The organism is Streptomyces sp. HPF1205 (genome assembly GCF_020400825.1).
Classification (GTDB): Bacteria; Actinomycetota; Actinomycetes; order Streptomycetales; family Streptomycetaceae; genus Actinacidiphila.
Map to the genome: position 1 here is coordinate 1 of NZ_JAINVH010000053.1, position 20105 is coordinate 20105.

A 20105-nucleotide genomic window follows, 5' to 3' on the forward strand; every position below is an offset into this window, starting at 1 on the left:
TGACCGACGACGTACGCAGCGGAGCCAGGCCTCCCCGCCACCCCTCCCGGACACGTGCGGCAAGGGCCACCGACCCGGCCGCCCACCACCCGAGGACAACGGCACCGCCGCATCCCCCCACCACGTCACGCGCCCCACACGGCCGTGACGAGAAAAGGAGCACAGCCGGTGAGGCAATCCCCGTTCCGGGCCCTCAGCCCCCGAACACGCAGAACCACCGCCGCCGCCACAGCCGCACTCGCCGTCATATCCGGCGGAACCCTCGCCGTCGCCACCCAAGCCCACGCCGCGGCCGGCTGCCAGGTCACCTACACCGTCACCAGCCAATGGTCCGGCGGCTTCGGCGCCACCATCGACATCAAAAACCTCGGCGACCCCCTGCCCAACTGGACCCTGAAGTTCACCTTCCCCGCAAACCAGACCATCACCCAACTCTGGAACGGCAACGTCACCCAGTCCGGCACCAACGTCACCGTCACCAACACCGACTACAACGCCGGCCTGGCCACCAACACCACCGTATCCCCCGGCTTCAACGCCACCTGGACCACCACCAACCCCGCACCCACCACCTTCACCCTCAACGGCACCACCTGCACCACCACCGGCACCACCACACCCCCCACCACCACACCCCCACCCACCACACCACCCACCACACCACCGACAACACCCCCCACCACACCACCTACCACACCACCGACAACACCCCCCACCACACCACCTCCGGGTGGGGCGGACAACAGGCCGCACATCATCCTGTCCACGGACATGCCGCCGGTGAACGGCATCCCCGGCGGTGAATCCGGCCCGGCCGACCAGAAGTCGGACCTGGACGACGTGCAGACCATGGTGCGCTTCCTCAGCTACGCCGACGACTTCCACGTCGACGGGCTGATCGCCTCCTCGGGCACCTTCGCCAACTACGCCAACAAGCAGAACATCCTGGACGTCATCAACGGCTACGCCCAGGTCTACCCCAACCTCAAACTCCACGACGCCAACTACCCCACCCCCGACGCGCTGCGCGCCGTCACCAAGCAGGGCCGCGACGGCACCTGGGGCCAGTCCGCGACCAACATCCTGGGCGCCGGCAAGGACAGCGAGGCCTCCGACTACATCATCAGCGTCGTCGACAAGGCCACCACGCCGGTGTGGTTCGTCAGCGGCGGCGGCCCCCGCGAACTCGGCCAGGCCCTGTGGAAGGTCCAGAACACCCGCAGCGCCGCCGACCTGGCCACCTTCGTGTCCAAGATCCGCGTCTACCTCATCGACGACCAGGACGGCAGCGCCGCCTGGATGCGCGACACCTTCCCCGGCCTGTTCGTCATCAGCAACGGCTGCTTCACCGGCATGGCCAACACCGGTCCGTACAACGGAACCTGGCTGAAGACCTACATCACCACCGGCCACGGCGCCCTGGGAGCCGACTACCCCCTGTCCCACTGGACCTACAACGACCAGGGCGTCTACGAGGGCGACTCCCCCGACTTCCTGTACCTCCTCAACGGCACCCAGGGCCTGGGCGACCCCGCCAACCCCGCCCTGGGCGGTTGGGGCGGACGCTTCCAGGGCTCCGGCAACCGCTGGACCTGCGCCTCCGAAGGCGCATCCTCCATCTCCCGCTGGGAAGCGGCCCGCAACTGGGACTTCGCCAACCGCATGAACTGGGCCGTCAAGCCCTACAACCAGGCCAACCACAACCCCCTCGTCACCCTCAACGGTGACACCACCCGCAACGTCCTGACCATCAACGCCAAAGCCGGCTCCACCCTCGCACTCAGCGCCACCGGCACCACCGACCCGGACAACAACACCCTGTCCTACAAGTGGTACCAGTACCCCACCACCGCCGGCCTGACCATCAGCAACAGCACCAGCGCCAACGCCGGCCTGGTCGTACCGAACAGCCCCGGCACGCAGGTCGACATCGTCCTCGAAGTCACCGACAACGGCAGCCCCGCACTCACCAGCTACCGACGCCTCATCATCAACGTCCAGTAGCACAAGCAGCACCCCTGCACCGCGGACAGGCCCGAAGTGCCGGGGCACGCCGACTGGCGCGCCCCGGCACTTCGGGCCCGGCCCGGGTGGGAGGTGTGAGGTCCGGCCGGACGGCAACTCCCGCGCGTCAACCGGGCGCGCGCCGTCCGGCCGGACCTGTTCGGCGTCCAGCGCGGTGGTGCGGCCGAGCGGCTCGGCGGTGAAGTCCGGGCGCACGTCGGCGGAGCGGCCGTCGAGCCAGGTGCCGTCGGGGCGGCGTCCGATGATCCGGCCCCGGTCGGTCTGCCCGCCGGTGGTCGTTCCAGCGTTCGATGGCCAGCCGGATCCTCCGCACCCTTCCTGCCTGTTTTACCCGACGAGCCGGACGGTTCACACGGGCTGCTTTTCATTTGTTGGAGACAGCAGGTATTGAGGCGTCGACTACGACCTCGTGGTGGCCCTGCGCCTTCTGGGGAAGCTGGGACCTAGGTCCTATTTTGACCGGGGCGGACCCGTGCCAGGCTGAGGCAGCGCGAACAACACGTCACGGAACGACCCGGGGATCCGCCAGGACCGAGTCCGATCACTGGCCGACTGATTCTCGCGTACCGCGGCCCGGGCAACACATTTTGAGCGATCGGAAGGTGAGGTCTTGGTAGTCAGCGGCTTGTCAAGCCAACCGCAGTCGGACTCGAACGAGCTGAGGGTGCACTGGAACTCGCCGCTCAGCGGGCAGCGGAAGGCGTCGGGGAAATACCAGGTCGGCCGGCTTGACTTTGACGAGATCGTCGACTTCGCGCAGGAAGCGGACAGCCTGGGCGTGGACTCGCTCCTCATGGGAATCGGCTTCCACATGCCGGATCCGCTCCCGATGCTCGGCGCCCTGGTCCGCGAGACCCGACGCGTCAAATTCCTCCTCGCCTACCGGCCCGGACTGCTTTCTCCGACGCTCTTCGCGCAGGTGATCAACACGGTGTCGTGGATGTCGGACGGGCGGATATCGGTCAACCTGGTCGCCGGTAGCTCCCCGGCCGAGCAGGCGTATTACGGGGACTTCCTCGCCCATGACGAGCGCTACGCACGCTCCAACGAGTTCCTGGAGATTCTCCATCGCTTGTGGCGCAATGAGACCCCGCTGTCCTTCGAGGGCGAACACTATCGTATCAAGGACGCGCAGATCGGCCTGGGCTACAAGGGCGGAGGCCGTCCTGAGATATACATCAGCGGGGCCTCGGAGGTTGCACAGCAGACCGCCGTGGATTACGGCGACTGCTGGCTGCGCTATGGCGACACCCCCGAGGGAATGGCCGCTGCGGCGAAGCCCGTCCTGACGCAGGGCGGCCGTGTGGGAACTCGTATGCATGTGCTGGCGAGGGAAACGCGTGAGGAAGCACTGGCGGACCTCGCCGATATGATGGGTGATCCCGACGAAGAACACCGGAAACGGATCGCGGACGCTGTGGCCGCCTCCGATTCCGTGGCGGTGAAGACTTCCTTCCAGCTGGCCGCGGCTGCGGAATCCGACTGGATTTCACCCATGCTGTTCTCAGGTGCCGTGGCGTATCGCGGTGGGCCGGCCCTCTGCGTGGTCGGCAGCTATGAGGAAGTTGCCGCGTACCTCTACGAGTACAAGGCGGCCGGTGTCAGCGAGTTCATCTTCTCCGGCTGGCCGACGCGGGAGGAGATGCGGATCTTCTACACCCGCGTGCTGCCGCTGTTGCGCGAGCACGAACGCGCCGGGCAGAAGGTCTGAGGGTCGGCGTCCCCCTTCTGCGGCTCAGCGTGCGGGGCCACCGTACTCGTCGGCACCAACTCAACAGGTGAGAACGCAGGTCCATGCTGCGGCGGTCCGAGCGGCGCGGTCTTCCATTTCGATCAAGGCTGCCGGGGCTGGACTCGATGTCTTTGGTCGCGGTGGTTCCGAGGACCTCGGCCGGAGAACTCCGGCCGAGGTCCTCGACGCGCGTCTCCGCTCTCCGGCAGGCAGTGCTGCGAGACTCCGTGAACTCGTGCGGCACGCCTCGCGAGAATTCGCCGAACTACGGGTGAGACGGACGTCCCCCCGGCCTCCGGGCGCCTTCGGAACCTTTGCCGATAACGCCGCCCGCTCGCGTGAGCCTTAAGCCCAGTGCAGCGGGAGACGCCTCGCGGCGCCCGCCACTACCCCGGCTCGGTACCGTGCCGGCGCACCGTCTTTCGGTGGCTCACCCGCCGCACCCGAACGCGTGTCCACTTTTGGATTTTAGTATACGCATGCTGGCTGACTGATCGTACCAGCATGTAGCTTCTGAAGCGCACTTGACCAGTTTCAGTTCGCGCCCACAGCGAGCATGAAGGGGGGACGCCTTCGCGCTGCGCGATGACGCTGCCTTCGGCCGGCATCCCCGGCCTGATCCCCTGGCATCTTTGCGCGGTCCTGTGCTCCCGGCCTGCACGGCCGGGGCGGGAGCAACATTGGGCCGTCTGCCGTGATCGCCGCCCGTCAGGTGACCTGCCGGCGCTCATTGCTCGGCGCCGGGGGCCGTCGCGTGAACGAACCCCGGACGTTTTTCTCATGCTCTCCGACAAAAGGACAGAGGAGACAAGACGTGGAAGAAGCACTGGTCGCAGGACTCACCTGCCGGGAGTCGGATGTGCTCCGCCTGCTGGCCCGGGGGTTAAGCAACCGCGTCATCGCCCGGAGACTCGATATATCCGAGAAGACCGTGAAGAACCACCTCAGCAGCATATATTTGAAAATCGGAGCGACCGACCGCACTCAGGCCGCGCTCTACGCCGGACACGTCGGGCTGACCGACCCCGGGGAAGCGGCTCCGTCCATTTCGGTTTCTGTTCTCGTCTCGGAGCGGGACGCGTCGCCCGTCGCCGCCCTCACCGCACGCGAGCGGGGTGTTCTCCTGCTGCTGGCCCGGGGGTTAAGCAACCGGGTCATCGCCCGGAGACTCGACATATCCGAGAAGACCGTGAAGAACCACCTCAGCAGCATATATTTGAAGATCGGCGCCACTCACCGCACTCAGGCCGCGCTCTACGCCCAATACGTCGGCCTCACTTCCTGAGCGGCCCGCGGCCGGACCTCATCGTCCAAATCTTCCAGGACCGCGGCCCGGGCCTCGACGCAGGCGCCGCGCGACTGCGGCATACTGCCGCTCAACAGTCAGCCCTCCTCCACGAGGAACGTCCGTACCAGGTTGCCCGCCTCGTCCCGGCACTCCTCGAAGTAGGCGTGCCGGGCGCCCGGGAAGAGGTGTGTTCGGGCACCGGGGATTCGGGAGGCCAGTAGCCGGAGGTTCTCCGGCGGAGTGAGCCGGTCCTGGTCGCCGTGGAGGATCAGAGTGGGTGCCGCAATGCGCGGCAGTTCGTTCCAGGCGTTGTGCTCGTTGCTGGCGATGAGGTGGCCGCGGCGCGCGTGGGCGGGCATCCCCTGGTCGCCGAGGGTGCGGTAAGGGCCCGGGTGCGCGGCCCGCCAGGCGGGCGAGTACATCAGGTCGGCCAGTACCCGGCGTACGGCATCCGCGTCCGGCTGTGCGAGGGACCGCCGTACCGACGCGTCGCGTTCCACGGCGTGCGGACCGCCCGGGGAGGTGCAGCCCAGGACCAGCCGGCGGACTCGCTCCGGGTGGCGGATCGCGAGCCACTGAGCGACCCTGCCGCCCATTGAGGTGCCGTACACGTCGGCGCGCGCGATACCGGCCGTGTCCAGGACCGCGACGACGTCGTCCGCGAACTGCCGGACGGAGTACGGCCCCTCGGGCTTGTCACTGTCGCCCGTGCCGCGCAGGTCCAAGGTGATGGTGGAGCGCACGGAGTGGAAGTCCTCGCGCACGCCGTCCCACCAGTGGTGGTCGTTCGCCTGCCCGGCGAGCAGCACCAGCGGCGGCCCCTCCCCATGGTGCTGGTATGCCAGGACGGTGCCGTCCTGGGCGCGGGCGAAGGCCGGAGCCGGCCGGCCGTGTTCGGTCATCGACGTCCTTCGAACGGGCACGCGGGGCGCACGGGCGGCCCGCGTGCCATGAGTCCTCCCCACGGTAACCCGGACAGGAACCCGGCATGAGTGCTCCCTGGAAACGCGGGATCCGTGGCGGGCCCTCACGCCCGCCAGTCGCCCGCGATCTTCAGCAGATTGTCGTTCTGCTCCGGGGTACCGATGGTGATCCGCACCCCCTCGTCGCCGAAGGGGCGCACCATGACTCCCGCCGCCTCGCACGCGCCGGCGAACGCCGAGGTGTGCGTACCGAGGCGCAGCCAGACGAAGTTGGCCTGGCTGGCGGGAACGCTCCAGCCCGCGGCCCGCAGAGCACGGGTGACCCGGGCTCGCTCGGCCACCAGGGTCCGTACCCGCTCCAGCAGTTCCGGTCTCGCTCGCAACGAGGCCTGCGCGGCGGCCTGGGCGAGTCCGCTGACGCCGAACGGCACGGTGCAGGCCCGCAGCGCGGCCGTGACCGGCGGATGCGCGACCGCATAGCCGACGCGCAGCCGGGCCAGCCCGTACGCCTTGGAGAAAGTGCGCAGAACGGCGACGTTGGGACGGTCCCGGTAGAGCTCGATGCCGTCGGGTACGTCGGTGTCGTCGACGAACTCGCGGTACGCCTCGTCGAGCACCACCAGCACATGGCCCGGCAGCCGGTCGAGGAAGCGCTCGAGCTCCCCACGGCGCACGGCAGTGCCTGTCGGGTTGTTGGGGTTGCACACGATGATCAGGCGAGTGCGGTCCGTCACCGCCTCGGCCATGGCCTCCAGATCATGCCGCTCGTCACGCAGCGGAACCTGCACCGGGGTCGCCCCGGCGGCCCAGACGAGCATCGGGTACGCCTCGAATGAGCGCCAGGCGAACAGCACTTCGTCGCCCTCGCCGGCCGCGGCGCACACCAGGTCCTTGGTGACCCCGAGGGATCCGGTGCCGGGCGCGAGGTGCTCGGGGGGCACTGCGAGGGCCGCGGACAGCTCCGTGACCAGTTCACTGCTCCTCGAATCGGGATAGCGGTTGACGCGTCCCAGTTCCTCGCGCATCGCGGCGACGACCGACGGCAGCGGGGGGTAGGGGTTCTCGTTCGACGACAGCTTGGCCACCCGGTCGCTGGGCGCGGTCCGGCCCGGGACATAGCGAGGCAGCCCTGAGACGTCGGCACGCAGCCGGGGGGCAGGTGGAGAGGGCATCGGGAGAACTTCCTGAACGGGGAAACGGACAGTCGTGCGGGGGTGTCGTTCATCCGGGGCCCCGGGACTCCGGGAGCCATGCCCCACCTGTCGCGCCCGGCGGCGCGCGCCCTGCGGCACAGCGGACCGCCGGGGCTGCCGTGGGCGGGGTCAGCCGACGGCCCCGGCGGGCGCGTTCTCCTCCTCGACGGCCATGGTCCGTACCCCTGCCTTGGCGAACTCCTCCATGAAGGTGGGAAAGGACAGCCGGACGTCTTCGAAGCCCGAGAGCCGGTTGGCGGACTGCATCCGCAGGCCGGCCACGAACAGCGACATGAAGATGCGGTGGTCGCCCCAGCTGGACAGCGTCACTCCGCCGGGGTAGGTCCGCGCGCCGCGGACCTCGAAGCCGTCGCAGATCCCGTCGTCGTACAGGACCTCGATGTCCACGCCTGCCCGCGTCAGTTCGGCGGCCATGGCCTCGATGCGGGACGCCTTGTGGAAGCGGGTGAGGCGTCCGCCGGTCACCCGCAGGCTGCCCTGCACGTACGCTCCGAGGGCGGCGAGCGTGGGCACGATGTTGGGGCAGTCCCGAACGTCCACTTCGAAGTCGCCGCACAGACTTCCCGGCGGGTTGTCGACGGTCAGCGACGAGGTGGCCCGGTCGAAGGTGATGCCCACCCCGAGCTCCTCCAGGATGGGGACGATCGCGAACTCACCCTGCATGCTGTCGCCGTACACGTTGGTCAGGACAGTGCGCCCCGGGAAGAGCGCGGCGGCGGCCAGCAGGTACGAGGCCGAGGTGTAGTCCTCGTGCGTGGTGACGTCAAGGGCCTGGTAGGACGAGGGCTCCACCTGGTAGCGACGCATGTCCTCCGACGCGGAGACCTTGATACCCGCATCGGTCAGGCTCGCCAGCGTCTGCCGGATGTACGACTGGGAGTAGACCTCGCCCGTCACCTCGATCTCCACCGGGCCCTCGGCCAGCGGCGCGGCGAACAGGATGGCGGTGATGAACTGCGAGCTGATGTCGCCCGGCAGCCGGCAGGTGCCGCCCTTCAGGCCGCGTCCCCAGTTGACGATCGGCGCCTTGTCCTCGCCGACGATCGACTCGATGTCCGCACCGAGTTCGCGCAGCGCCTGCAGCAGCGGCTCCATCACGCGCTTGCGCAGCGTCGCGTCGCCCGTCACCACGACCGGCGAGGGCAGTACGGAAGCCAGCGCCGTCACGACGCGGAACACCAGACCCGAGCCGCGGGACCGGATGACGCGCCGTATGTTCGGGAGCGTCCCTCCGATGCCCTGGATCTCCAGGAATCCGTCGTGCTCGGTTATCTCGGCGCCGAAGGCACGGCAGGCGTTCTTCATCGTCTCCGTCTCGTCGCAACGGAGGTCGTTGTAAACGCGTGACGTGCCCTCGGCCAATGTTCCGGTCAGGATCGCCCGCTGCGTCTCCGGTTTCGAAGAAGGGACGCGGAAAGTTCCGGAAAAGGAATCGACTGGATCGACCTTCAGTAGCATCCTCGTATCTCCCGTTTCCCATCGTTCGCCGTCTAGAATTCTGTGTCCCGTGGGGCGCGCGGGCAATAGGTCCATCTGCCCATGGATTTTCCGGTGAACAAGGTGGTCCAGATACGCTTTTACCGCCGGGGGTGTCGCCCCGTCGGCTCGGCCCCGGCTCAGGCCAGGAACCGGAAGGAGCGCTCGTAATAGACCATGGGGGTCCCCGCACCCTCCCCCAGGCGCGCGCCCGACACCCGGCCGATCAGGATCGTATGGTCACCGGCCGGGTGCCTGGCGTACATCTCGCAGTCCAGCTCGACCAGCGCGCCCGCGACAGCCGGCAGTCCGCCGGGCGTGCGGGACAGCCCGCCCGATGCGAACTTGTCAATGCCTTTGGTCGCGAACTGCTCGGCCAGCCGCCTGTGTTCGGGGCTCAGCACGCTCACCGCGAAGTGCCTGCAGGAGTCGAACGCGGCGAAGGAGTCGGCCGAGTTCGCCAGACAGACCAGGACCAGCGGCGGATCCAGCGACACGGAGCAGAACGAACTCCCCGTGAAGCCGCGCGGCACCCCGCCGTCGTCCACGGTCGTCACCACCACGACCCCGGCCGCGAACCGGGCCATCGCCGCCCGGAATTCCGCGGAGCTCGCCCGCCGCACGGTCTCCGTCCCCTCCGTCACGGCAGCACCACCACCTGTCCCGTGGAATTCAGTCCGGATGTCGGGCCCGGACACAGGGCCGTATCCCCGCCGCGCCCGGCATCGGCGATATCCGCGGAGCTGGAACATGCCATCCCGAAGCTCGGCACTTCGACGTCGGGACGGCAGTGGGGAAAAAGGTTCCTGGTGAGCACGACGGGCCTCCTCCCTGCGGTGGGCGCGACAGGAATTCTGTATCCCGGTGGGACCTGCGGGCAATAGGTCCATCTACCCATGACGCTTCCGGTACAAGGTCGCCCAAACCCTCTTTCACCGAGGGATCACACCGTCGTCGGTACTCGGCGAAATCCCCGGGCAGGCGGCCTGCACCCCCGTCTTCGCGCACCCGCGTCGCGGGAGTGCTGGGACATAGGTCCTATTCTGCTCGGGGCCGTCCCGTGCGAGGCTGTGGCCGCGTGATCAACCCGTTGGGGGCCGTTTCCGGGATTCAGGTTCGGGCGCATTCTTCCTTCGGTTCCGACCCGCCGTTCGCCGCCGCCGTCAACCGGCCCCCGGCCGGGCACGTCCAATGCTTCCTGCGAACCGTGAGGACGCCATCGATGTCCAGCGCAATCCTGTTCTTGACCCGCTGGCCCCTGTACGAGGACGAGCGGCGCTGGGAGAACCGCCTCGCCGCTCCCGAGCTGGTCTTCGACCCGGAGACCGACCGCGTCACGTACATCTGCGACGAGAACGGCCGCCGCGGAGTGGGCGCCGGCACCGAACGGGTATACGTCGTGCCGGACTTCGACGAGGTGGACGGAGTGCTGAAGCTCGTCGACGCCGTCGTGCGCGACGAGGGCCCGTTCGACCACGTCGTCGCCTTCTCCGAATCCCTCCTCGACCTCGCGGCGACACTGCGCGAGCGGTACGGCATCCCGGGCGCCAACTCCGAGGAGACCTCCCGGTTCCGTGACAAGACCGTCATGAAGGAGACGTTGTGGCGGGCCGGCCTGCGGGTGCCGCGCTGGGCGCCTTGCATTGCCGAGGACCAGGTCCTCGCGGCGGCCGAGGAGTTCGGCTACCCCGTGATCGTCAAGCCGGTGCGCGGAGCCGGCAGCCAGGGAGTGCGCAAGGTCGCCTCGGCCGAGGAGCTGCGGGCCCTGTGCGCCGAACAAAGCCTGGACGACCTGGAGATCGAGGAGTTCGTGCAGGGCGAGATCCTGCACGTCGACGGTGTCCTGGACGCCGCGGGCGAGCCGCTGTTCCTGTGTACGTCGCGCTACGTCTCCACCTGCCTGGACTTCGAGGTCCTGGGCGAGCCGCTCGGCTCGGTGTTGCAGACGGATCCCGCGGTGCGCGGGCGCTGCGAGGACTTCGCCGTGCGCTGCCTCACCGCGCTCGGCCTGCGCAGCTCCGCCTTCCACCTCGAACTCTTCGACACCGGCGAGGAGCTGGTGTTCCTGGAGGTCGGCGCACGGGTGCCGGGGGCCGACGTGTCCTATGTCATCAACGATGTCCACGGCGTGAACATGTGGCGGCTGTGGGTCGACGCGCTGCTCGGCCGCCCGGTGGACCCGCCCGTCGTCGTCCCGGACCGGAGCGGCGGCTGGCTGATCGTCCCGGGACCCCGGCTGCGGCCCCTCAAGGTCACCGCCCGCACCCCGCTCGTAGGCCACGTCCCGTATGTCTACCGGGAGTTGGTGCCGCTGGTGGGTGAGGTCCTGGTCCCCCGGCCCGGCGCGTACGCCACGCTCCAAGGCGGCCGCTTCCTGTTCCGGGGCGGCACCCAGGAGCAGATCGAGGCGGCCGTGCGCCAGGCGCGTGCGCAGTACCGCCTGACGACCGAGCCCGCCTCGTAGAGCCCCGGATCATCGCGTGCCGTCCGCAATCGAACCGTCGAGTCCGTGGAGGAAGACATGGCTCAGCTGAACCATGTGGAGCTGATCGACAAGAAATTCGTGCTGTTCGCCGAGGGGTGCTTCGGACTCTTCACGAGCAAGATCGGTGCCTCGCTGCTGCGCTACCGCGGGGACCAGTGCGTCGCCGTGATCGACAGCCGCAAAGCCGGTCAGACCGTCCAGGACGTCCTCGGCTACGGCGGCCCGATCCCGATCGTCGGCCGCGTCGAGCAGGCCATGCACCTGCACCCCGAGGTCATGATCGGCGGGAAGGGGCTGCACTCCGCCGAGCTGCCCTCCGCCTGGAAGCCGCACTTCCTCGCGGCCGTCCAATGCGGTCTGCACATCATCAACTCGATCCACTACCGCCTCATGGACGACCCGGACATCGCCCGCGCCATCCGTGACAAGGGCGTCACCGTCTGGGAGACCAAGGACGCCCCGAAGGCCCCGCTGAACAAGGCCCGCGTCCTGGACCTGGACAGCTGGATCATCCACACGTGCGGCAGCGACTGCAACATCGGCAAGAAGACCGCCGGCCTGGAGATCTGGAAGGAGGCCAACCGCCGAGGCATCCCCACAGGCTTCGCGGCCACCGGCCAGAGCGGCATACTGATCTCCGGCCACGGCGTCGCGGTCGACGGCGTGCCCGGCGACTTCATGGGCGGCGCGATCGAGCAGGTCGTCATGGAGGCCGCCGTCGGCAACGAATGGGTCGTCGTCGAGGGGCAGGCCGGCCTCAACCACATCCAGGGCAGCGGCGTCGCGCTCACCATCCTGCACAGCTCTCTACCGCACGTCCTGGTCTTCTGCCACCGCCTCGGCGCCGAGCGCACCAAGGTGTGGGAGACGCCCATCCCCCCGATCCCCGAGCTCATCCGCATGAACGAGGAGCTCTCCGGCATCCTGCGGCCGGCCAAGGTCGCCGCCATCAGCGTCAACAGCGTCGGCTTCAGCGACGAGGACTACCGCCGCGAGGCCGAGAAGCTGGAGGCCGATACCGGACTGCCCGTCGTGGACCCGATCCGTGAGGGCAGCGCCGCCCGGCTCGTGGACATCCTGCGCGTTCACCAGCGCGAGACCGCGGTCCTGGGCCCGGCCGGCCGGCGCTGAGGGCGGACGTGGAACCCGGAGGAGATGCACCGATGAAGAGAGCGCTCCTGCTCCTGATGCACCAGGGCAAGTCGTACACCGAGGAGATCGCTGCGGCCGCGGCCGGGCTCGGCCTGGCGCTGGTGGCCCTCAGCTCCCGGCCGAAGAAGCCGGAGGTTCTGGAGGCGACCCGTCGCCACCTCGCGGACTGCGTGGTCACCGAGGAACCCGAACTGCACTCCGGCGACGTCGACAAGGCGCTGCGCCAACTCGCCGACCGGGGCTACCGGGTCGAGGCCGCCTTCGCCAGCTTCGAGGCCTACCGGCTCCTGATGGCCGAGCTCAACGAACGGCTCGGCGCGCGCGACTCCAGCGGGCCCGCGCTGCGCCTGTGCCTCGACAAGTACGAACTGCGCCGCCACCTGTTCGCCGAAGGGCTGAGCGAGGTCCGGGTCCACCACCTCGCCGCCGACACGCGCCCCGAGCTCGATCCCGCCGCCCGCTGGTTCGTCAAGCCGGTTCGCGGTGCCGCGTCCTTCGCAGCCTTCATCCTGGAGAGCGCCGACGACCTGGCCGATCTGCCCGCGATCCAGGAGCAGATGCGCGCCGACCGGTCCATGAAGGCGATCTTCATGGACCGGTACGACTTCCTCGTCGAGGAATACGTCGAGGGCCCGGAATTCAGCTTCGAGACGTTCGTCCTCGACGGCCGGGTGCACCACCTGTGCGTCCATGAGAAGGCCCGCGTGGAACGCCTGGAGCGCACCACCCTGGAGGGGATGTCGGTCAGCCCACCCGTGAGCCTCGCCCCCGAGCTCATCCTGGAGGGCGCCGACTTCGTCACCCGCTGCCTCAACGCGCTGGCGCGGCTCGGTCTGAGCGCCGGCGCCTTCCACATCGAGGCCAAGTACTGGGAGTCGAAGAAGCGCTGGGAGATCATCGAGATCAACCCGAGGATGGGCGGCAGTCTCATCGACCCCAGCGTCAAGGCCGTCACCGGGCTCTCCTTCTTCGACCTGTGGGCCGAAGCTCTGTTGCTGCCCGACAGCGAGCGGGACGCCTTCCACGACCGGCTCACCCGCGCCTCCCAGTTGGAGACCCTGCGCACCGGCGCGCCCACCCGGGCGACCGTGTTCCTCAGCAAGTACGGAGAGAAGGGGCGGACCGTCGACGCGATCCGCTTCGAGCCGCCGACCCGCCCGCCCCGGATCCTGCGCGTCCATGTGACGGAGGGAACCGAACTCGAGGCGTCCGACCGGGCGATCTGCCTGATGGACGCGCTGTGGGACGTGGCGGCCGACGACCTCGAAGCCGAGATCGCCTTCCTCGACCGACACGCGACGGAGCACTTTCAGGTCCGCTACCGCTGACCACGGCAAGCACATCCCACGCGAACCCCCCTGTGAAGGAGAACGCGATGAACCGCGTGCAGAATACCGGGATCACCTACCCGAAACCGTTCTACAACGAGGAGCAGAGCCGTCTGAAGAAGGCCGAGCTCGACCGCTACCTGGACAAGAAGATGGCGGAGTGGAAGGCCACCGTTCCCTTCGCCTCCCACCTGAGCGAACCCGAACTCCACCAGGCGTACTACCGCCGCACCCTCATCGAGCACGTGTGGCGGATCCGCCTCTCCCGGGTCAGCCAGTCCAAGGCCATCTACAAGATCGCCCAGGTCTCGCCCAGGGCCGCCCGCGACTACGCGCAGTACCAGGCCGATGAGATGCTGCACGACAGGCTGTACGTCAGCGACGCGGCGGCCGTCGGCATCACCGAGGAGGAGATCCGCGCCACGGAGCCCTACCTCTCCACCCGGCTCTTCGAGGGCTTCTTCTACTTCGCCCTGGAACACGAGTCGGCCCTCGCCCCGGTCGTCTCCAACTACCTGGTGGAGTACACGCAGGTCAAGCTCCAGCCGGCCATCGTCGACAACCTCCAGGAGCAGCTCGGCAAGGAGAACGTCAAGGGGCAGGCCGCCCACCTCCACGTCGACACCACCGAGGACCACTCCCAGGAGATGTGGGACATCCTCCACCAACTGATCTTCAGTGAGGAGGACTTCCAGAAGGTGTTCAAGTACATCGACGACGTCCAGGAGATCCTCGCGATGTTCTTCCGGGAGATCTACGAGGACACCGTCGCCAAGCACGCGCAGGCCGCCGCTGCGTGACGCGCACGTCCCGGACCCACGCCGACGACCGAGCCGGAACGCGGCCGCCCTGACCGGCCCGCGCGGGGCCCAGCCGCGATGCCGGCCTGCGGCGCTTGGAGCCGGCGCGGGTCCGCCGTGCGGTCGGCGCCCGGCGGACCCGTACGGATCCCACCCCATCGCACCCCCGCCACCCAGCAGAGAGGACCCCGCGCATGTCCGCACCCGACACGGCCGCGTTCGCCAAGCATTACCGCGAGAACGGCTTCGCGGTCGTCGAGCGTCTCTTCGACGCAAGCGAAGTCGCCGAACTCAACACCGCCATCACCGAGGTCCTCAGCGTTCCCGACATCAGCTCCGTCGCCGAAGTGGAGCCGGGCGACAACGGCATGGCCCGCCGGATCTGGGCTCCCACCAAACAGCACTCCGCGTTCGAGCGGGCCGCCGCCCACCCGGAACTGCTCGACCACGTCGAGGCACTCATCGGCCCCGACATCCTGTTCCACTACAGCAAGCTGCACCTCAAGGCCCCGAAGGTGGGCAGTCTCGTGGACTGGCACCAGGACTTCGCCTATTACCCCCACACCAACACCGACCTGGTGACGGCCCTCGTCTACCTCGACGACACCACCACCGAGAACTCCGCTCTCCAGGCCGTCCCCGGCTCTCACCACCGCGGCCTCGCCGACCACTACGTCGACGGCCACTTCCGCGGCAAGGTGGTGGGTGCCGACGCCCCCGACCCGGCACTCGCCGTGGCCATCGAGGCACCCGCGGGCAGCGCGGTCTTCATCCACCCCCTGCTCCTGCACTACTCCTCCCCGAACCGCTCCGACCGGTACCGCCGCGCCTTCCTGCCTGCCTACCGGGCGGCCGACGCCTACCCGATCCACTTCGGCCCGCACGCCGGCCACAACGAGCCCGGGGTGAAACTGCTGCGCGGCAATGTGTCGGACACGGCACGTGTGGAAGCCGGGGCGTGGCGTCTCCCGCTCGCGGAGCGCCCCTTCGGCTCGCTCTTCCAGCTCCAGGAGGGCGCCGACAAGACCACGGCCGCGACGTCCACCGGGTACGCCACGCTGGAGGAGGCGAAGTGACAGCCCCGTGAGCACGCCGGACCTGACGGTCGTCCGCGCCTGCCTGCGGGGCGGCGCGGGCGGCAGCCGCACGTCCGCTCCCGGGTCAGGGAATCGGCCGGCGGGCCCGGGCCGCCTCGATGTCCGGGACGTGCTCTTCGGCCCAGCGCCGCAGGGCGCGGAGCGGGATGAGCAGAGAGCGGCCCAGCGGTGTGAGGGCGTACTCGACGCGGGGCGGGTTCTCGTCGTACTCGTGGCGGCTGATCAGACCGTCGGCCTCCAGGGAGCGCAGCGTTTCGGTGAGGACCTTCGGCGTGATGCCCCGGATGTGCCCCTTCAGCTCGCTGAAGCGGCGAGGTCCGTCCTCCAGCGCGTTGACCACGAACACGGTCCATCGGGCGCCGATCCGGTGCAGCACCGTGCGGCTCGGGCAGGTCGCCGCCATCACGTTGTACGCCTTGGCCATCGCTGCTCCCGGTTTCGTTGAAGATACCGGTATCAAATCCATACCGTTGGATCCGATCCTACGAGAGGAGCGAGATCCATGGAGCGGATCCTGGTCATCGGCGGTGCGCGGGCACTCGGCGCGGCCGTCGCGAGGCGCGCGAAGAAGGAGGGGTACGACGTCGTCGTCGGCGCCCGCGATCTGGCCGCGGCCGACGCGCTGGCGACCGAGATCGGTGCCACGGCGGTGCGGGTCGATCTGCAGGACGAGTCGACGATCGCGGCCGCGGCGGAACGCCTGAAAGACGGCATCGACCACATCGTGACGACCGGTTCGGCGCCGCACGATGTCCGCGCGACCGAGCTGGATCGAGACAAGCTGCTGGCCGCTTTCACGGCCAAGGTGGTCGGCCCGATGCTGGTCGCCAAGCACTTCGCGCCGGTACTGCGGCCGACCGGGTCGATGGTGCTGTTCTCCGGTGTTGTCGGCTGGCGTCCCGGGCCGGGATCGCTCGTCAAGGGGGTCACGAACGGTGCGCTCGAGTACGCCGCGCGCCACCTGGCGGCGGATCTGGCGCCGGTACGGGTCAACGCCGTCTCGCCCGGTGTCGTGGACTCGGGTGCGTGGGATCGCCTCGGTGACAAGAAGACCGCCTTGTTGAGCAGGAGCGCGGCCGGGACCCTCGTCGGACGGCACGGCGAGACCGACGATGTCGTCGACACGGTGATGTGGCTCCTCCGTGCGGGCTTTGTCTCCGGCGAGACGATTCACATCGAGGGCGGCGCCCGCCACAAAACCGCCTGAGCCCCGGCTGCCGAGACACAGCGGACCGTGCTCACCGCCCGGCCCGTCAGGTGTGGAGGCCTTTACGCATGAGGGCACCGGAGCACACGCCACCAGGGAGTCGAAGGGACAGCCAGTTGGACACCACCAGTCAGCGCCGGCCGGACGAACGGACCGGTACGGCGGCCGGGGAGGGCACCGGGCGAGGGTTACCGGCCCGGCTCGTGGCCCGCGGTCTCCTGCCCGACACGGGCCCCAAGCGCGCCTTCGCCGCCGCTACCTTCATCAACCAGATCGGCAAGGGCCTCTTCATCGCCGGGGCGGCGCTGTTCTTCACCCGTTCCGTGGGCCTCCCGGTCGCCCAGGTCGGTTTCGCCATGGGGACCGCCGCGCTGATCGGACTCGCCGCGGGCATCCCGGTGGGCCACCTGGCCGACCGGCACGGCCCGCGCGAGGTCTTCCGGCTCGCGGTCGTCGTGCAGGCCCTCGCCGTGGCGGGACTGGTGTTCGTGCGCTCCATCCCCTGGCTGATCGCGTGCCTGTGTGTGACCGAGCTCGCCGTCTCGGCCGGCACGGCGGCCCGCGGCCCGCTGACCCGCGCCGTGGGAGCCCCGAACCCCACCCGCTACCGCTCCTACCTGCGTGCCCTCAACAACATCGCCGTCGGCGGCGGAGCCCTCGCGGCCGGTGCCGCGGTCCAGGTGGACACCAGGACCGCGTACGTGTGCCTCGTCCTCGGCACCGCCGCCATGTTCCTCGTCTCCGCGGTCATCTCCTCCCGCATTCCGTCCGTGCCGCCGGTGGAGGTCCCGGAGGGGAGCGGGCGCTGGCCGGCCCTGAAGGACAAGCCGTACGTGGCGCTCACCGCCCTGGACGGCATCATGTCCATCCAGAACCAGGTGCTGATCTTCGCCCTGCCGCTGTGGATCATCGGGCACACCGACGCGCCGCGGTGGTTCGTCGGCGCGAGCGTGGCGGTCAACACCGCCCTCGTGGTCTGCCTGCAGGTGCGGGTCAGCCGCGGCGTCGGCGACAACATGTCGGCCGGCCGCACAGCTCGCCGCGCGGGGGCGGCGTTCCTCCTGTCCACCGCCCTCATCGCGGTGGCGGGCGGCGCGCCCGGATGGGCCGCCGTGATCGTCGTCGTGCTCGGCGTCGTCGCCCTCACCGTGGGCGAACTGTGGTACACGGCGGCCTCGTTCGAGCTGTCCTTCGGCCTCGCCCCCGAGCACGCACAGGGCCAGTACTCGGGTCTGTTCGCCATCGGCCAGGGCCTGTCCAACGCGATCGGCCCACCGGTGCTCGGCCTGGTCTGCATCGGCTGGGGCAAGCCGGGCTGGTTCGCGGCAGGAGCCCTCTTCCTCGTCGCCGGCCAGGTCATACCGCTCGTCGTGAAGTGGTCCGAGCGCACGCGCGCCCAGTCCGGGCTCGTCACCGAGACCGTGACCTGACGCTTTCCGTCCGCTGCCCATGAGCTCGGCGCCGCTCACCAGGGCACGGGCGTTCCGTCCCAGGAGAAGAAGCCACCGGTGGGACCGTCGTCCGGCAGCAGGGCCAGGCGGGCGGCTCCCTGGGCCGCCTCGGCCGGGTCGTCGCCGGCAGCGGCGGCCAGCGGGTTGAGGTCGGTGGCCCGCATGCCGGGGGCGAGTGCGTTGACCTTGAAGCCGTCCTCGGCCAGCGTCTGGGCGTACAGGACGGTGAGGGCGTTGAGGGCGGCCTTGGACGACCGGTAGGCGGCGGCGCCACCGCTTCCCGGGGTGAACTGGGGGTTGGGGTTCGTGCTCCAGGTCAGCGATGCCGTGCCACTGGAGATGTTGACGATGCGCGGATGCGGGGACCGGCGCAGGGCGGGCAGGAAGGCATTGGTCACCGCCACCACTGCGAAGACGTTGGTCTCGTACGTGCGCCGGAACACCTCGACGCTCGTGTCGGCCGGCGGGGCGAGTGACGGTGAGATCCCGGCGTTGTTGACCAGCACATCCAGACGGTCCACCTGGGTCGCGGCCCGTGCGATGCCGTCAGGATCTGTCACGTCGAGGACCAGCAGGCGGGCGCCCGCGCCGATCTCCTCGACGGCTCGCTGTCCGAGCCCGCGGTCGCGTGCGCCCACGTACACGGTGAGGCCCTCGGCGGCGAGGAGCCGGGCGATGTGCTTGCCGATGCCCTTGTTGGCACCGGTGACAAGAGCTGTGCGATCGTTCATGGCAACTACCCTTCCCTGGATGTGGGCGCCCTGCCAGGGACAACCTGTACCAGGCAGTGGGAGGAAGCGGCATGGCACGGCAGGAACTGGCCCGCTTCCTGCGGGACCGCCGGGCGGGCCTGCGTCCACACGAGATCGGCCTGACGGCGACGGGCACCGATCGCCGGACACCGGGCCTGCGCCGCGAAGAGGTGGCGGAACTCGCCCACATGTCGGTCGACTACTACACGCGGCTGGAGCAGGCCCGGGGCCCGCGGCCGTCCACTCGGATCCTGGACGCGTTGTCCCAGGCACTGCGGCTCACGCCGGCCGAGCGCAGCCACCTGTTCCGCCTGGCGGGATCGAGCGCGCCGCCCGGCATCAGCGCCGTGCGGTGGGTACGCCCGCATGTGGCCCGGATGCTGGAGCGGTTGCCGGAGACCGGTGCCATCGTCACTGACGCGGCGTACGGCGTCGTCGCCTGGAACCCCCTGGCCCAGGCACTGCTCGGCGGCGATCTCGGAGGCGGGAGGACGAACCTGGCCCGGCGCCGCTTCCTCGGCCAGGGGCGGATGTACGAGAGCTCCGGCGCCGAGGAGTTCGGGCACATTGTGGTGGCGCGGCTGCGACGGGCCGCCGACCGCTACCCGCATGACCCGCAGCTGACCGCTCTGCTGGCCGAACTGCACACCGGCAGCGAGGAGTTCCGACAGATATGGCAAACGCGCCCGGTCCACGCCCCCGGGCACCGCACCAAGATCCTCGATCACCCGGAGACCGGCACGCTGCGGTTGAACTGTGACGTCCTGCTCGTGCCCGAGGACGACCAGGAAGTCGTCCTGATCACGGCCGACCCCGGATCACCTGCCGCGCGGACCCTGCGCAGGCTGGCCGGGCAGGCGACCTGAGACACAGGACTGGCGCAGGTCTGGCACAGGTCTGACACAGGTCTGGCCAGTGGTTACGTCCGCTTGGACGTACCCGCCACCGAGAGGGCAGGGCGCGCGTGCGTGTCGGAGTGCCGAGCCGGTGACGCCGATTCCGGCCAAGTGGGCGGATCTTGCCCGGCCGTCGCGGCAACCGGATGGCGTGCGACCGGGCTTGCCGTCCGATGGCGGCGGCTGCCGCGACGGGCACGGGCGGGGCCGGCGACACTCCCATGCAGGGCGGGCCGTTTTTACATGGTGCATGCAGTAGATAGCAGCGCAAAATGACGG

At 69.3% G+C, this 20105-nt stretch carries 17 protein-coding genes; 11 read left to right on the forward strand and 6 right to left on the reverse strand.

Going from position 1 to position 20105, the window contains the following annotated elements:
* Positions 1 to 168 precede the first annotated feature (168 nt).
* The 3 genes from K7G61_RS36740 to K7G61_RS37170 all read left to right on the forward strand — a co-directional run bounded on the left by K7G61_RS36740 (position 169) and on the right by K7G61_RS37170 (position 5042).
* Positions 169 to 2004 (forward strand): nucleoside hydrolase-like domain-containing protein, encoded by a 1836-nt coding sequence (locus K7G61_RS36740; RefSeq protein ID WP_308190790.1) that lies wholly within the window; start codon positions 169 to 171, stop codon positions 2002 to 2004.
* A 685-nt stretch (positions 2005 to 2689) separates the two neighbouring features.
* Positions 2690 to 3736: an LLM class flavin-dependent oxidoreductase gene (locus K7G61_RS34070; RefSeq protein ID WP_225851025.1), complete on the forward strand. Its 1047-nt coding sequence runs from the start codon at positions 2690 to 2692 to the stop codon at positions 3734 to 3736.
* An 835-nt stretch (positions 3737 to 4571) separates the two neighbouring features.
* Complete coding sequence (locus tag K7G61_RS37170) at positions 4572 to 5042, forward strand: LuxR C-terminal-related transcriptional regulator (RefSeq protein ID WP_308190791.1); 471 nt, start codon at positions 4572 to 4574, stop codon at positions 5040 to 5042.
* A 98-nt stretch (positions 5043 to 5140) separates the two neighbouring features.
* On the opposite strand, the gene K7G61_RS34085 is transcribed toward K7G61_RS37170, so the two are convergent.
* From K7G61_RS34085 to K7G61_RS34100, 4 genes are all read right to left on the reverse strand, one after another.
* Complete coding sequence (locus K7G61_RS34085; protein ID WP_225851026.1) at positions 5141 to 5947, reverse strand: alpha/beta fold hydrolase; 807 nt, start codon at positions 5945 to 5947, stop codon at positions 5141 to 5143.
* 125 nt (positions 5948 to 6072) lie between these two features.
* A complete protein-coding gene (hisC, locus tag K7G61_RS34090) occupies positions 6073 to 7140 on the reverse strand; it encodes a histidinol-phosphate transaminase (protein WP_225851027.1) in 1068 nt (355 codons plus the stop codon).
* A 150-nt stretch (positions 7141 to 7290) separates the two neighbouring features.
* On the reverse strand, positions 7291 to 8715 hold the full coding sequence (gene aroA / locus K7G61_RS34095; protein WP_308190792.1) for a 3-phosphoshikimate 1-carboxyvinyltransferase: 1425 nt from the start codon (positions 8713 to 8715) through the stop codon (positions 7291 to 7293).
* An 83-nt stretch (positions 8716 to 8798) separates the two neighbouring features.
* Complete coding sequence (locus tag K7G61_RS34100; RefSeq protein WP_308190793.1) at positions 8799 to 9302, reverse strand: flavin reductase family protein; 504 nt, start codon at positions 9300 to 9302, stop codon at positions 8799 to 8801.
* Between the two features lie 578 nt (positions 9303 to 9880).
* Here K7G61_RS34100 and K7G61_RS34105 point away from each other — a divergent pair.
* From K7G61_RS34105 to K7G61_RS34125, 5 genes are all read left to right on the forward strand, one after another.
* On the forward strand, positions 9881 to 11122 hold the full coding sequence (locus K7G61_RS34105) for an acetyl-CoA carboxylase biotin carboxylase subunit family protein (RefSeq protein WP_225851029.1): 1242 nt from the start codon (positions 9881 to 9883) through the stop codon (positions 11120 to 11122).
* A gap of 57 nt (positions 11123 to 11179) precedes the next feature.
* Positions 11180 to 12274 carry a DUF1611 domain-containing protein gene (locus tag K7G61_RS34110; RefSeq protein WP_225851030.1) on the forward strand — a complete coding sequence of 365 codons (1095 nt, stop codon included), beginning with the start codon at positions 11180 to 11182 and terminating at the stop codon, positions 12272 to 12274.
* 32 nt (positions 12275 to 12306) lie between these two features.
* Positions 12307 to 13623, forward strand: a complete 1317-nt coding sequence (locus K7G61_RS34115) for an acetyl-CoA carboxylase biotin carboxylase subunit family protein (protein WP_225851031.1) — start codon at positions 12307 to 12309, stop codon at positions 13621 to 13623.
* 47 nt (positions 13624 to 13670) lie between these two features.
* Positions 13671 to 14423 carry an iron-containing redox enzyme family protein gene (locus K7G61_RS34120; protein ID WP_225851032.1) on the forward strand — a complete coding sequence of 251 codons (753 nt, stop codon included), beginning with the start codon at positions 13671 to 13673 and terminating at the stop codon, positions 14421 to 14423.
* 194 nt (positions 14424 to 14617) lie between these two features.
* Positions 14618 to 15499, forward strand: a complete 882-nt coding sequence (locus K7G61_RS34125) for a phytanoyl-CoA dioxygenase family protein (protein WP_225851033.1) — start codon at positions 14618 to 14620, stop codon at positions 15497 to 15499.
* A gap of 85 nt (positions 15500 to 15584) precedes the next feature.
* Here K7G61_RS34125 and K7G61_RS34130 read toward each other — a convergent pair whose 3' ends face one another.
* Complete coding sequence (locus K7G61_RS34130; protein ID WP_225851034.1) at positions 15585 to 15944, reverse strand: helix-turn-helix domain-containing protein; 360 nt, start codon at positions 15942 to 15944, stop codon at positions 15585 to 15587.
* A 78-nt stretch (positions 15945 to 16022) separates the two neighbouring features.
* Between K7G61_RS34130 and K7G61_RS34135 the strand changes: the two genes are divergently transcribed.
* Both K7G61_RS34135 and K7G61_RS34140 read left to right on the forward strand, forming a co-directional pair.
* The gene (locus K7G61_RS34135; protein ID WP_225851035.1) at positions 16023 to 16727 is read left to right on the forward strand and encodes an SDR family oxidoreductase; all 705 of its coding nucleotides are present in this window, start codon (positions 16023 to 16025) and stop codon (positions 16725 to 16727) included.
* Between the two features lie 116 nt (positions 16728 to 16843).
* Positions 16844 to 18157 (forward strand): MFS transporter, encoded by a 1314-nt coding sequence (locus tag K7G61_RS34140; RefSeq protein WP_225851036.1) that lies wholly within the window; start codon positions 16844 to 16846, stop codon positions 18155 to 18157.
* Positions 18158 to 18192: 35 nt separating this feature from the next.
* Here K7G61_RS34140 and K7G61_RS34145 read toward each other — a convergent pair whose 3' ends face one another.
* Positions 18193 to 18909 carry an SDR family oxidoreductase gene (locus K7G61_RS34145; RefSeq protein WP_225851037.1) on the reverse strand — a complete coding sequence of 239 codons (717 nt, stop codon included), beginning with the start codon at positions 18907 to 18909 and terminating at the stop codon, positions 18193 to 18195.
* A 71-nt stretch (positions 18910 to 18980) separates the two neighbouring features.
* On the opposite strand from K7G61_RS34145, the gene K7G61_RS34150 reads away from it, so the two are divergent.
* Positions 18981 to 19796: a helix-turn-helix transcriptional regulator gene (locus K7G61_RS34150; protein WP_225851038.1), complete on the forward strand. Its 816-nt coding sequence runs from the start codon at positions 18981 to 18983 to the stop codon at positions 19794 to 19796.
* Positions 19797 to 20105 lie beyond the last annotated feature (309 nt).

Bases quoted from the DNA above. Each gene is read 5' to 3' on its own strand.
- K7G61_RS34085 (WP_225851026.1), bottom strand. From the start codon at position 5,947: ATGACCGAACACGGCCGGCCGGCTCCGGCCTTCGCCCGCGCCCAGGAC.
- hisC (WP_225851027.1), bottom strand. From the start codon at position 7,140: ATGCCCTCTCCACCTGCCCCCCGGCTGCGTGCCGACGTCTCAGGGCTG.
- aroA (WP_308190792.1), bottom strand. From the start codon at position 8,715: ATGGACCTATTGCCCGCGCGCCCCACGGGACACAGAATTCTAGACGGC.
- K7G61_RS34105 (WP_225851029.1), top strand. From the start codon at position 9,881: ATGTCCAGCGCAATCCTGTTCTTGACCCGCTGGCCCCTGTACGAGGAC.
- K7G61_RS34110 (WP_225851030.1), top strand. From the start codon at position 11,180: ATGGCTCAGCTGAACCATGTGGAGCTGATCGACAAGAAATTCGTGCTG.
- K7G61_RS34115 (WP_225851031.1), top strand. From the start codon at position 12,307: ATGAAGAGAGCGCTCCTGCTCCTGATGCACCAGGGCAAGTCGTACACC.
- K7G61_RS34120 (WP_225851032.1), top strand. From the start codon at position 13,671: ATGAACCGCGTGCAGAATACCGGGATCACCTACCCGAAACCGTTCTAC.
- K7G61_RS34125 (WP_225851033.1), top strand. From the start codon at position 14,618: ATGTCCGCACCCGACACGGCCGCGTTCGCCAAGCATTACCGCGAGAAC.
- K7G61_RS34130 (WP_225851034.1), bottom strand. From the start codon at position 15,944: ATGGCCAAGGCGTACAACGTGATGGCGGCGACCTGCCCGAGCCGCACG.
- K7G61_RS34135 (WP_225851035.1), top strand. From the start codon at position 16,023: ATGGAGCGGATCCTGGTCATCGGCGGTGCGCGGGCACTCGGCGCGGCC.
- K7G61_RS34145 (WP_225851037.1), bottom strand. From the start codon at position 18,909: ATGAACGATCGCACAGCTCTTGTCACCGGTGCCAACAAGGGCATCGGC.
- K7G61_RS34150 (WP_225851038.1), top strand. From the start codon at position 18,981: ATGGCACGGCAGGAACTGGCCCGCTTCCTGCGGGACCGCCGGGCGGGC.